This is a genomic window from Terrimonas alba (assembly GCF_042434975.1).
Classification (GTDB): Bacteria; Bacteroidota; Bacteroidia; order Chitinophagales; family Chitinophagaceae; genus Terrimonas_B; species Terrimonas_B alba.
Genome location: NZ_JBHMQM010000003.1, coordinates 355677 through 369142 on the forward strand (window position 1 = coordinate 355677; position 13466 = coordinate 369142).

The following is a 13466-nucleotide window of genomic DNA, read 5'->3' on the forward strand; positions in this document are numbered from 1 at the left end:
GCTTAGAAATCAAGATTAATACCCACTGCATATTTGCGCTGGAAAGGATAAGCCCACCCATAGCCGTCTGCTACGGCTTCGGGATCAAAATATTTTTTGATTTCAGAAAATTCAAACAGGTTCTCACCGGTAACGAATACACGCAGACGGCTGATCTTATATCGTTTTGTCAGCGCAGCCGGTAATGTATATCCAAACGTCAGGTTTTTGATCCTGAGGTAAGCTGCATTCAGCAAATACTTGGTTTGCGGAATATCCAGGCCACTGCCGTAATTATTATCGGCGAGCCAAGCTTGCAGTACGGGGAAATAAGCGTTGGTATTGGCGTCGGCCAAACCCGCTGCTATATAGGACTTGGAATGCCTGTCCCTGTCGGCCCCGGATTCAGAAGTGGCACGGTAAAAGTCCAGGTTCCAGGGATAAACTCCCGCATAGGGTTGCTGGTAAGGCCCCCAATACAAGTAATGATGCGGATAAAAATCTTTTTTTGCTACTCCCTGCAGGAACACTGAAAAATCAAAATTATTCCAGTCCATATCCAGGTTGAAACCAAACCGATACCTGGCACTGTTGTTACCGATACGTTTCAGATCACCCGGATTTGTCTGGGTGTTACCCAGTGTTATTTTTCCATCTTTATCCTGGTCCACATATTTAGGCCAGCCTTCTACAATATCCAAAGCACCCCAGGGAACAATGGCTGACTGATCAAGGCTGTTTATTTCATCCTGCGTTTTGAAATAACCATTACTCTCGAGTCCCCATATCTCTCCGGTGTATTGGCCAACCCGGTAGTTGTTTAACAAAAGCAGGTCATTTTTATATTTAGTGATCCTGGTGCGGGAATCAGAAAGTGTAACCCTGGCTCCTAGTCCAAAGGGCTTTGAGGCTATGATAAAATTATCGCGGTAACCAACAGATAATTCAAATCCTTTAGTAGCAAGGTCGGCTACATTTTGTGTTGGCGCACTTGTTCCTAGTACTCCCGGCAATTCTGCAACCGGGCCCAGCATGCCTATTGTCTTGCGAACATAATAGTCAAACCCGATCTGTATTTTATTTTTCAATAAACCAATATCGGTACCTACGTTAAAAGTGGTTACCTTTTCCCATGTATAAGTATCGGGATCTACACGCAGTGAAGGCGCACCGGAAACTATTGTAGGGAAGACGTTATTAATAAGATAAGAAGACTTTGCAGTAGGTAAAGTTTGGATATAGCCAAAGTCGCTCACGCTTTGATTGCCCAGGTCACCATAAGATGCACGGAACTTAAGTGTAGGCACATACCTGGTAAGAGACTGCAACAATGGTTCCTCACTGGCTATCCATGCAGCGGAAACAGAAGGGAAAAAGCCCCAGCGGCGTACTTTAGGAAAGCGGGAAGAACCATCACGACGGCCATTTGCTTCGATAATATATCTTCCTTTGTAAGTATAATTAAAACGGCCAAAAAAACTACGGAGTGCATAGGTCGTATAATCAGCTCCAAGGTTAGCCGTGCCTGTAGTCAGTGATAGATAAGGAAGGGAAGACGAAATCAACACATCCCTCGAAGCCTGTTCATAAGACCATATATATTCTTCCTGGTTATAGCCGGCCATTAATTTAAATTCATGATCATTGCCAAGGCGCTTTGTATAGTGAGCATACAAATCATATACATCATGCTTCACATTGCCATTCCTGATAGTGACAGAACCACTACCGCCTTCTTCCCGGATATCAGTGGGGCCATAGCCAATTTTGTATTTTTTATAATCGGTATTATATTTCCAAAGCTCCCTTTTGAAACTGGCACTTCCGGTGATCTGCAAATCGTTGTTTAATAAACTAACAACGCCCCTGAAGATATTATGAAAGCCAAACCTGTTTTGTTCATTACGGCCACCATTCGTTAATTGTGCGCCTAATCTTCCTGCTGCGGTGTTGGCCCATGTGCCATCAGGATTTTTAGCTACCTGTGTGGGCTGCAGATAATAAAGATCGGTTATCGCATAACTGGGAGCAGATGAAACGGTCTGATATACATTGAGGTTGTTATCAAACTTCAACCCATTGATTGGAGTAAAATTAATACGTGCCCTCAATCCATAGCGGTTCCAATCATCTTTGGCCAGTTTGTTCAAACCATTCTCTTTAGTATAGTCTGTAGAAATCAGGTAGCCAAAAGGTTTTCCTCTGCCGATCTCAGACCCGCCGCTGAAGGAAAGACTATGATTTTGAGAAGAATTTGTTTTATTAAAAAAATAGTCATTCCAGTTATTGCTGCCCATATATATCCAGCGGTTCGGATCGTTGGGATCTATCCGTGTATCTTCTATAGAAGGATTTTCTGAACGCTCTTTGGCCCATTGATAATGATAATCTGAATAATTTACATAATCCCATGGCGAATTATCGGTGGATGTTTCCAATACCCTGGAGTAGATATAGGGGTCGGTTATCATATCGGGTAATACAGTACTGCGTGACCAGGAAAAATAATTATTGTAACTGATGCGTTGTCTTCCCCCGCTTACGCCTTGCTTAGTAGTAATCAAAACCACTCCAAAGGCAGCACGGGCGCCATATATAGCTGCTGAGGCTGCATCACGCAATATAGTAACCGAAGCAATATCAGAAGGATTAAGACGCAGCATATCATCAGTAGCTGATGCTATTCCATCTATTACAATCAATGGAGAAGCCCCACCACCTGTAAGTGTGGTAACACCCCGGACATTGATAGAAGGAGTAGAACCCGGCCTGCCGCCTGAATAGGTGATGTTAAGTCCAGGACTGAGTCCCTGTAAGCCTTGAAAAATATTAGCAATAGGTCTTTTTGCCAATTCTTTTCCCGACACCTGGTCAACAGCGCCGGTAACATTGATTTTCTTTTGAGATCCATATCCTACTACCACGACTTCGTTCATACTGTTGTCGATGGCTGTAAGCGTTAAAGAGAGTGAGGTCCTTCCATCCAGGGCTATTTCCTGGGTAGTATAGCCAACGAAAGAAAATATAAGTACAGCATTCTCCGGCACTTTTAATTCAAATTCGCCTTTTGTATTTGTGGTGGTACCAAGGCTCGTATTCTTTAACAGAACACTGACACCGGCCAATGGCTCGCCCAGACTATTCAATACCTTTCCGGTCACCATAATATCGTTGTTTTCAGAGCCGGTTGGAGCAATAACGACCAGGTTATTGGCCATCATACGGTAACCCAATCTTGTATCGTCCAATATTTCGTGCAAAAGTTTGTCTATGGTCCAGTCTTTAGCCTCTACATTTATCTTTTTATTCAGAGGCAGATAATCATCACTATATACAAACCGGAAGTTGGTTTCTTTTTCGATCAGGGAAAAAGCTTTTTCAAGACTAGCCCTTGAGATTTTGATAGAAATTTTCTGCGAATGTCCCGTAGCGCTTACCTGCAGACAAAACATTAGCAGGAAAAAAGCTGTGAGTTTCATAATCAGAAGCAGTTTACGATGGCGTAGCTCCTTGCCAGGCCATTTTAACAGTAGCATTTTATGCATACCTTTGAGTTGGTTGGTTGAATAAATATTGTGGCGACTTCAGACAATACAGTATTTTTAACCAATTAATCCTGACGGGAAATGGGCAAACATTTCCCGTTTTTTATTGATTGAAATAATTGCTGTATGTTTTGTTGGCTAAGGGGGGAGCGATTCTTTCATGTTACAGTTGTTTTGGGTGAATCAATCTTTTTGCGACAGACTTATGCTATTCTATCCATATCACGTTATTGGTATCTTTTTTATAATGGAAGGTTCCTGTCGCTTCAAGAGTATATAAAATGTAATCCAGGTTTTCTCCGTCGTACACTCCGCTAAGTTTAACGGCTTTTCTTGCCTCGTTCTTAAACCGGATATCAACGCCAAACCATTTTTCAAGCATAGCAGCAACATCCGCAAGCGCTAACTTTTTAAACGCAAGTTTGTTGTTTACCCAGGCCGTTTCCAGTTGCACCGTATCCTCTACCACGGTCATTTTTTCCGGAAGGATATCATCCAAAGACATCGCCTGATTTTCCTTTGGTTTTTCAAAGGCTGTAGTTGCTGCCGCATTCATCGGGAGAGTAACCTTTTCGTTGGGATGTAAGCGAATAGTTTTTTTCTCTTCGCCGTTCAGGACGACTTCAACCGAACCATGCACGAGGGCAGCTACTGCGCTATCTTCATCTGTATAAGCCCTGACATTAAAACCAGTTCCCAATACTTTTATATAAAACGCATTCGTATGAACAAGAAAAGGTTTTTTACTGTCTTTCGTTACTTCAAAATAAGCTTCACCCTGTAGTTGAACATCCCTTGTTTTGCCGGTAAATTGTAAGGGATAATCCAGCGTACTTCCGGCATTCAGCCAAACTTTTGAACCATCCGGCAGAGTGACTTGTGAACGGTCTCCTCTTTGTGTGACTAATTGCTGTTGATAGGCAATTGTTGGTTCAGCATGGTCTTTACTATCCGAACTCCACCATTTCCAGCCAGCGAGAAGAGCGACAACAATACAGGCAGCCGCTGCAAAATGCCATATTCGCTTTAGTAACCCGCTGCGGCCCGGAACTGCCGGCAATTCCGGAATACCTTCGTTTTCCTGTATAGCCATGGCCAGACGCCGCTGATGGTTTTCAAACAGCCTCGATATCTTGTCCGGCTGATAGTAATTATAACTGTCCCGCCACTCATGCCCGAGCACTTCATCAACATAGGAAACATAAGAATGTTCCTGCAACAACGCATGCAGTTCTTCCAGTTCATCCTGCGATATTTCTGCGGAGACTTTCTTTGCCAGGAGATCCCAGATCCGTTCGTTTGCAAGTTTATCAGACATAGATATACAGTAAGGACAGAAATACTAATAATAGTTCCCTAAAGAATCCGAAAAAAATTACCTGCGGTGGAGAAAAGCAGCAATCATCTCATCAGACATATCAAGGCGGATCGTTTCAGCCACCTTTTTTACAGCGATGGCTAATTGCGCATCTACCGTTTTCGGGGAAATTTCCATTAATTCAGCCACTTCCTTGTAGCGAAGGCCATCCATTTTGACCAGGCGAAAAATAAGCTGGCAACGGGCAGGCAGGCTGCGAATGGCATTTTCAATTTTCTGAGCTACCTGTGTGGATATAATATGACTTTCCACGTCCGGAACGATAGACAACGCATCATCATATAATGCGTCATAAGAAAGGGGTTGTTGTTTTGTCTTTTTGAGTGCGTTCAGCGTTAGATTTTTGGTGCACACATACAGGAATACTATCGGATTTTCTACTCCGCTCAACTGCTCACGTTTTTGCCAGATCGAAATAAAAACATCGGAAACAATTTCCTCGGCCTGGTGAAAGGAACCTATGATAGACGCTGAAAAATGAATCAATCGATTGCACAAAAGCTTGTAGAGCTCTTCATAATCCTTTGTGCTGCTTTGGGAACACACGCTTCTGAATAAAAGCTCTGCATGTTCATTTCGATTGGTCATATGGCAAAAATAAAAACACCGCAAACCTGTCTTCTGAAAACGATGTTGTCAAATGATTATTAAAACTGTGTTTATTCCAAAATGAACGAATTTTCAATGGCCGGGGAACAATAATATAGGATCTGACGGCAAAAAAGTTGAAATACTATACATTAATACCACCAGAAGCTTACACATTCCTGCTTCATTGATCTGCTTAGATTGTTGTACTTACACAATTTATCATACCAAGGTACTTCCTTTACTGTATAAATAAACTACTCAAACGTTTGCGGTATTTTTAAACCTTTACAACAGCATTTCCCATGTCAAGTAGGTGAATTGGATTAAAAACGCTTTCTATAAACTATCCCTCAACTCATGGTTTACCATGTTCCGCTACTTCTTACCGGACCGTAAACATTCAAGTATAATTAATGTTTATACATCGGGTGTTTTGTTTAACAACGGCCTGTTAGTTAAAAATCCTGGAAACCTGTTTTGTTGAGAAACGCCAAATAATAGAAATGGCCCGGCTTTGTGAACCGGCTTCTTTGTATCATGGGGCATAAACAAAAAGCTTACAGGCGTAACATTCCCTGGTACAAATCCTTTAACTTTTGTTATTAATCTATCTTAATCACAATGGATTTTTAAACCTCGAAAGTTTGGATAATTTAGTGGTCTCATTAAGTTCGCAAAAGAACTTTCGTGTTTTGGTGGAACCCGGTGTTTTTACATCGGGTGTTTTTTTTGCAAAGACCTGTGAATTAAAAATCCTGAATCTTGTTTTATGCTGAATCGCTCCCTGCGGGCAGCAACTCATCCCAGCTCAAATAATGCGAATAAACAAACTGTAACCAATGGAACTCCGGGTCCGCTATGCACTAATCAACGCTGTGAGACTCCCCGGCGAAGAGGAGTTGTCTCCGCATACAGCATCCCGATAATTATCGGGGATCATGGTTGCCTCTTAAGCAATCTTATTAGTTCGGTGATCCTTGCCAGGTGATGATCATCATGATCGGCTACGAACAGGAAGTGATCCATTGTTCGCATAGGTGTCCCGAGCCGCGGATGAAGAGCCGATTTAAATATGATTGCTTCATCAAGTTGTTCCAGCATTGCAATGGTTTGCTGCCTCGTCTCCCTGAACGACTGAAGCAATTCATCAATAGACTTGTCATTGTGACCAGCTGAATTTGTCTTTGTGTTTTGCAGGTCGGCCGGCCTCAGTTCCCGCTTACCTGTTATTAAATCATCCAAACGACCCTGCCATAAAGGCTCAAGATCGGCAAGGTGCCCGATATTTTCTTTAATGCTCCAGCTATTATCTATGTGTATGCTTAGAATGTCAGCCGCCACGTTCTTCATCTTCACTTCCAGGCGGGCAGGTGTTCCGACGAGCCGCTCGATAATGGAAGGAAAAATATTTTGGGTGATATCAAAGTTGAATTTCCTGTCAAACCATTTTGTCTGTAGCATAAAAATTGATTTTTCATATACTTGAAATGCGTATCGACTGATCATACCTTTATAAAGTAAATTTCTATGAAAAAAAATTACCGGTGCAGATTCAGTTTTGTAAATATTGAGTATATCAGTTTCATGAAGAGGCATGCGGGATGCCCTATTTGTAAGCACCATTCAATATTGAACTGGGGTTTTTCTATGGTTAAGGTTATATCAGCTATGCCCTTAGTATAGCCTCGTTCATAGGCACTCGGGTGGAAAACCAATCCACATCATTGGAAAGAACGAATAAAGACCCGGAAAGACAGTTGGCAATTAATCCATCAACCTCTATAAGGGTAATCAATTAAACAACTTCAGTGAATATCATAATAGTTGAAAAATTCTCCAAACTTCATATCCATCTCAATCGCAATTAATAATTTTAAACAACTAACTTTCCTGCAGGAATAAATTTTACTAACAACGTTATCTTCAGCGTTTACGTATGACCGGGTATGCCGCGGATATAAAAGTCCCTCTAGATACAATAGGTAAAAAGAGCATCCTGCCAGCGATAAAAACACCGGCCCATCCTGTTCCTGTTATTTATCCATCAAAAAAAGGAACCAATCAAAGAAAAAAATGAAAGGAAAAACCCCTTGATAAATGAATCATGCCTGGGCAGTCCGATGGCTACCTAAAATGTCCCGGGCATGATTTTTTTAGCAATACCGCAGAGAGGGTTTAAACAGTTGCTTCTAAATGGCGATTGCGGGAAATATCTGGCGCATTCTAAATTATTATTTTGAAGAGATACCAGGTAATACAAGTTAAAGCTGTTACTAAAAGAGCCGTCACCATAATTTGAAAGCTCAATGTTCTTCCTTTTGTGGCCAAATTTTTCTCCCTAATTTCAACTATTCGTTGCTTCCAATTTTCAAAAGTCTGTTTGATAAAAATTATAGCGCCTTCTAAAATCATGTTCTTTGCTTTAATTATTTATCTGCAAAACCATTTCGCGAGTCCATTTGCATTGCATCTGTCGCGCAACCGACAAAACGCTTTCAAATATTCAACATCTTTTTGTAAATGAGCTAAGGATTCGAGCGGAATGGTATAGAAATCGGGGTTAGAAAATTGCCATCATAAAGCATTTAACATAATGAGATTTTGGGGCATTATACCGGCCTTTGAGTGGGCTTTGACTGCCCTAAGCCAGCGTGTATCTCGCCATATCCTCGTCTTGCTTTTTGTGGGGACCGGGTTGCTACTTTTTCAGATAGGTGCAATTAACTAATACCATCTCATTATGCCACTATTTTTCTCAACAGCCTCATCCCTATATCCTTTTTTTACAATTGATTTATAGTGCCTTAAAAAAAAATTATTGGGTTGGATTTTTTAGCTTTAAATTGCTAAATATTTTAGTATTATGAACGCCGCAAAAATGGAGATTGCAGAAGTACCTTACATAGACATAAGTGTACCGGCTGGCTTCCCCTCCCCTGCTTCAGATTACATTGAGGAACGAATTAACCTGAATAATTTCCTGATAAGAAACCCGCTTTCCACTTTTATAATAAAATGTACCGGCTTATCAATGGTAGATGCCTTTATGCCTCCTTTATGTCACCTGGTTGTAGACCGGTCATTGAAACCTAATAATGGAGATATAGTTCTCGCTTATCTGAATGGAGGTTTTACAGTAAAATATCTACAGGTTAACGATTATAAATGCAGATTAATTCCTGCCAATAGGAAAATGAGAGAGATTGAAATTCCTGATCCATCTGAATTGATTATTTGGGGAGTGGTTACAGCGATTATTAGTAACCCAAAAGATTTCAGAAATGTTTGCTTTGGTTGATTGCAATAATTTCTATTGTAGTTGCGAAAGACTATTCAACCCCGGATTGAATAAAAGGCCGGTGATTGTGCTTAGCAACAATGATGGTTGTGTAATTGCCCGGAGCGACGAAGCTAAAGCAATAGGGATTGAAATGGCCGTACCTGAATACATGGTGAGGGACAAGATTAAACAAAGTAACATAGCTGTATTTAGCAGTAACTATACCCTTTACGGTGATATAAGTGACAGGGTAATGAAAACACTAACCGCTTTTGTCCCAAATATCGAGCTATACTCAATTGATGAAGCCTTTCTGGACATGAGTGAATTAACTTATACCGATCTGTTGCAGTTAGGCATTAAGATCAGGAAAACAGTTGGTCAATGTATTGGCATCCCTGTTACTGTAGGCATCGCACCAACAAAAACCCTGGCTAAACTTGCAAACCGCTACGCAAAGAAAAATTGTAAGGATTTAGGTGTTCATTGGCTGGCAAATAACGAGCTGACTCAACAGGCTTTGGAATTTACTGAAATTGGTGATGTTTGGGGCATAGGTAGCCAGTATGCTTCATTGTTAAACAGGAAAGGCATTAAAAATGCTTTAGCTTTTACAAAAATGCCGGAGGATTGGGTGAGGGATAAAATGAGTGTAGTTGGTTTGAGGCTCTTAAAAGAGCTTAAAGGCATTCCCTGTATTGAATGGGAATTTGAGAAGAAGAGACGGAAAAATATTTGTACTTCAAGATCATTTGGAAGAGTGTCCGATAAAAAGGATTTTATGGTTGAAGCACTTACCAACCATGCCGCTGCCTGCGCCTTGAAATTAAGAAGGGAAAAAAGCTGCGCAGGAAAAATCAATGTTTTTATAAAAACTAACCACTTCAGAAACCAGGATAAACAGCATGAGGCCAGTATCACCCTGCAATGTCAGGTACCAACAAACGACACTACAGAAATTATAAAATATACGTTGAAGGGATTGGATTCAATTTTTCAGCCTGGCCATAACTATCAGAAATGTGGTGTAATTGTATCTGACCTTGTAACGGAGGACACAGTACAGAGTAGTTTTTTGGATACTGTCAACAGGGGAAGAAATAAGAAGGTGATGGAAACCTTGGATAAGGTGAACAATTCATTAGGATCAGAAATAGTGAGGTTTGCAATCCAGGGATTTGAAAAAAGATATAAATTAAAGGCAGATTACCTATCACAGCGATATACCACAAACATTGATGAAATACTTCATGTTAAAAATTAATTTTTATGTTCAATGTTTTTGTGCCATTTCATATTAAAATGATAGAGGGTTTCAGAAAGATGAACAGAAGATTCCTGGTAGCTCAAACGAACCTGCACGCTATAGATCATCTTTCAGAGGGTGCAAAAGACCCGATTTTGCTAACTGACTACGATAATATTATCGCAGCAAAAACTCACCTCAATGCCATAATTGGAAAAGACAAGTACAAATATATTCTTGATCTTGAAAATGCTGCTCATCGGAAAAAAGTAGAAGAAATGCTTAGTCCTGATTCAAAGTATAAAGTGTATGCTGCTTTTATTGATGATCTTGATAAAGTCAAAAGAAGGTTAAACGAAAAGTACAGCTCCAACATCAGAAATTATATATCAAGAAAAACCACCTGGAGAGTAAACAGGGATGAAACAATTTATCCTAACTTAGAATTAGAGTTTGGTGAGCTATATGTAACCATGAAATATGCCAGCCAAACCGAAAGAATTAAATTGTCAGACCTGGAAAAATATTAATCCATGTGTTACGATGTTTCATTTACTACAAGTATTAGAGTGCTGGCAGACTACTTTCCTGACTTAGTATTTGATGATCAAATTGAAATGGAATTTGGATCAGTTGATCATGTCCAGGGTGTAGGTATGTTTGGCAAATACCCGGTCATCTACATAAACCGGGATGACCTGAAGGAACATTGCAGATTGATGGAATGGGGAATAATCCCGTTTTATAGCAAAACAGAGCCGCTAATTGCAGCAAGAAATGGATTTTTGAACATCCGGGCAGAAAGAGTTTGGGATGATCCTAAAAGCTATTGGTATAAAATTAAAAACAGAAGATGTTTAATCCCCGTTACCGGTATATATGAGCATCGGGCTATTAAAGGATGGAAAAAGAAAGTACCATATTGGGTGAGACCGAAGGATCAAACAACCTTTTTCATACCTGGCTTGTATTCAGTAGCAGAGATCGTAGATAAAAATACCGGTGAATTAATTAAGAGATGGACTTATGGACTAATAACCCGGGCTGCTAACTCTGTAATGAGAAATATTCATAATGACGGTGACAACAGGTATCGGATGCCTTTATTTGTGCCTCTTGAAATGGCAAAAGAATTTCTCAGGGAAGGATTGACTGAGCAGAGATACCGGGATATTTTGGCTTATGAAATGCCATCAGAGGATTTAGAATATCGCTCTGTCTTTACAATCAGAACCCCAAAGCTAAGACCGGATGATAAGCCAAAAACTGAGTTTTGGGATTGGGAACATTTACCTCCACTTGGAGAAATGAATCCTGAAATAGCGGAAGTATGAAAGTTTGATGAAATAAAATATAAAAAGGAGGCTGGCATTATTTATAATGGATTGCCTGCTAAATTCAGGTCTGCCATTTGCTCCATTTCATCGAGTGAGTTGAATTGATATAAAGTGATAGAAACCAGGTTTTAAATATTATTGATACCACGCCGTCACATAACCACCAACGTAATTCGTTAATTCAGTCATTTGGTTACCATGAAAGCCCACCCGTAATTTTCAGGTAGCTGCAATGCTAGATAATAATAATTATCAATCATCAAATACCACACATTTGCCCCGGCTCCAAATACCCTGTGTATTGTTTGCCCTTATATTCAAACCTTATTTCAATCTTCTCCATATCTGCTTAGGTGGTAAATTGATTCAAAATAACGATAGCTGCGGCTCGGGCTTTCTTTCATACACTTGCATGTCAAATTCCTTGTGCCAATCCACATCATCAACCATATTAACAAACACTCCAGCTGCGTCGAGCACATAGCTTATGTCAGCAATTTTCTTTCTATTAATAATCAGGGTGGCCTCAAAATCGTCATAAGAAAGTTCTTCTATATCCTCTTCGGTTTTTATCTCGCAGCTCAATTCTATCACCTGCAACTGATTATGTCGGTACTTTTCGAATGTTTTAATCAACTTCATAATCGATACCATTTACCAATGACATCTCAAAAAGAGGGCCAGCGACGAAGTACTCCGAATAGTTTGTCCGTAATATTGCGTCTAACGTTAGGGCTCCTATGTAAAGTGGTATTATATAAACATGCATGTTAGCGGTAGTTTTCATCACTTCGCAGCTAAACGCTTTCGCATTATTTCAGAAAGCTTTTACTTTTTAAGTCGTACAAAGCCACATACTTCTTTTTGACAACAGGAATAACAAGTTCACAAGTCACTTTGTAATGGCAACTGACTTCAATAGCTTCCACCTCTTCCTTGTACTTGTATTTATAGTCAAAATCTATTAAAGCAGTTGAGCAGCGTTTTTCTCTTTCTCTGTCTACCAGCGGTATAACCCCGTAGTAGAATGACTTTGTAATGGAGTCTCCTATTAAGCCTTTATAACCGAGTTTACGCAACTGTTCATTATTAATCTTGTAGTAATTTCTATTCCTGGTAAAATAAGTGTAAGCTGAATCCATTTTCAACTCTTTAAGGCGTGGCTCTCTTGGGTCAGCAGTATTTTGCAGCCATAACCCCAAAAAGGTATCAATATTAATTTCTATAGGCTCCCTGTTTCTCTCAACTAATTTCTTACTACTTGCATTTATGGATTTTTGTCCGGCCACGGAAAGCGTCACCGATAAGAATATAATGATTATGAAAAAGGAGTGATCTGTCATGGTGTTTTTCATATTATCGCTAACGGTAAGGGCTTAGCGCAGTACCAGACGTCGTGTTGCTTCAGCCCAGGATTTGATATGAAGATATATAAAAATACAATTGCTTGGCATAGGTTCTGAAGCCGGTATTGAGCTAAGCCGCTATGTTGTGCGTTCGTTTTATTTCTCTCCTAAAGAGTAGGTCAAAGACACAACTCCTGTCGAATAAGTTTTGGTGTTAAGAAGTGTAAGGTTTATTCTGTCTTTAATGTAATCAATCTTACCGCGTTAGTACTACTCCGTCACCAGCTGTGAAACGTTTATAATAACAATCTGAGCCTTCTCTTTAAACAACTCTACCCTACCGGTAATGCAAATATTTTTATCAGCAAACAATTGCTCGGGAGCTTTTTCGAATTTCTTTCTTGTCTCCTCCCATATCACGACGGTATTTTTCGAATAATACGAATTGTTAACAAACTTTGAGATCTGAAGAGAGCGATATATCGGCTTTATTAAAGAGTGAAACAACCTTGAAGGATCGTGCGGACACGATCCACGGCGACGGAAGCATTAAAAAGAGGTATTTCAGTTAATGGTTTTTTGATTAGAAATCCTTCTAAAACCAGGGATTTTTGGTAATTTATAATGGAATGATCTGACAAGCGCTAAAACTAATAGTAAATACTTAAAGCTACCGTCAATAAGCAAGTGATGTGATTCTTTTCGATATTTACGAACTTTATTACTGTATTTGCTTTTTATTAGATTTTATCCCACTAAGGTTA

10 protein-coding genes are annotated in these 13466 nt (G+C 40.0%); 4 read left to right on the plus strand and 6 right to left on the minus strand.

The annotated features are described in order from the left end of the window. Positions 1–2: 2 nt before the first annotated feature. The 4 genes from ACFEL9_RS10540 to ACFEL9_RS10555 all read right to left on the minus strand — a co-directional run bounded on the left by ACFEL9_RS10540 (position 3) and on the right by ACFEL9_RS10555 (position 6954). A complete protein-coding gene (locus ACFEL9_RS10540) occupies positions 3–3458 on the minus strand; it encodes a SusC/RagA family TonB-linked outer membrane protein (RefSeq protein ID WP_385889364.1) in 3456 nt (1151 codons plus the stop codon). A 274-nt stretch (positions 3459–3732) separates the two neighbouring features. Next, complete coding sequence (locus tag ACFEL9_RS10545; protein ID WP_385889367.1) at positions 3733–4842, minus strand: FecR family protein; 1110 nt, start codon at positions 4840–4842, stop codon at positions 3733–3735. 57 nt (positions 4843–4899) lie between these two features. Next, positions 4900–5490 (minus strand): RNA polymerase sigma factor, encoded by a 591-nt coding sequence (locus ACFEL9_RS10550; protein WP_385889370.1) that lies wholly within the window; start codon positions 5488–5490, stop codon positions 4900–4902. A gap of 939 nt (positions 5491–6429) precedes the next feature. Further along, positions 6430–6954, minus strand: coding sequence for a DinB family protein (locus tag ACFEL9_RS10555; protein WP_385889373.1), 525 nt, complete (start codon positions 6952–6954; stop codon positions 6430–6432). A 1402-nt stretch (positions 6955–8356) separates the two neighbouring features. Here ACFEL9_RS10555 and ACFEL9_RS10560 point away from each other — a divergent pair. Genes ACFEL9_RS10560 through ACFEL9_RS10575 form a run of 4 tightly spaced genes read left to right on the plus strand, consistent with a single transcriptional unit; the run spans position 8357 to position 11353 of the window. Then, positions 8357–8791 carry a LexA family protein gene (locus ACFEL9_RS10560; RefSeq protein ID WP_385889376.1) on the plus strand — a complete coding sequence of 145 codons (435 nt, stop codon included), beginning with the start codon at positions 8357–8359 and terminating at the stop codon, positions 8789–8791. After that, positions 8775–10037 (plus strand): Y-family DNA polymerase, encoded by a 1263-nt coding sequence (locus tag ACFEL9_RS10565; RefSeq protein ID WP_385889379.1) that lies wholly within the window; start codon positions 8775–8777, stop codon positions 10035–10037. The genes ACFEL9_RS10560 and ACFEL9_RS10565 overlap by 17 nt, the downstream gene beginning before the upstream one ends. Before the next feature lie 5 nt (positions 10038–10042). Beyond that, positions 10043–10549: a hypothetical protein gene (locus ACFEL9_RS10570; protein ID WP_385889382.1), complete on the plus strand. Its 507-nt coding sequence runs from the start codon at positions 10043–10045 to the stop codon at positions 10547–10549. Positions 10550–10552: 3 nt separating this feature from the next. Beyond that, complete coding sequence (locus ACFEL9_RS10575; RefSeq protein ID WP_385889384.1) at positions 10553–11353, plus strand: SOS response-associated peptidase; 801 nt, start codon at positions 10553–10555, stop codon at positions 11351–11353. 369 nt (positions 11354–11722) lie between these two features. On the opposite strand, the gene ACFEL9_RS10580 is transcribed toward ACFEL9_RS10575, so the two are convergent. Both ACFEL9_RS10580 and ACFEL9_RS10585 read right to left on the minus strand, forming a co-directional pair. After that, a complete protein-coding gene (locus tag ACFEL9_RS10580; protein WP_385889387.1) occupies positions 11723–11998 on the minus strand; it encodes a hypothetical protein in 276 nt (91 codons plus the stop codon). Between the two features lie 170 nt (positions 11999–12168). Further along, positions 12169–12711, minus strand: a complete 543-nt coding sequence (locus ACFEL9_RS10585; protein WP_385889390.1) for a hypothetical protein — start codon at positions 12709–12711, stop codon at positions 12169–12171. Positions 12712–13466 lie beyond the last annotated feature (755 nt).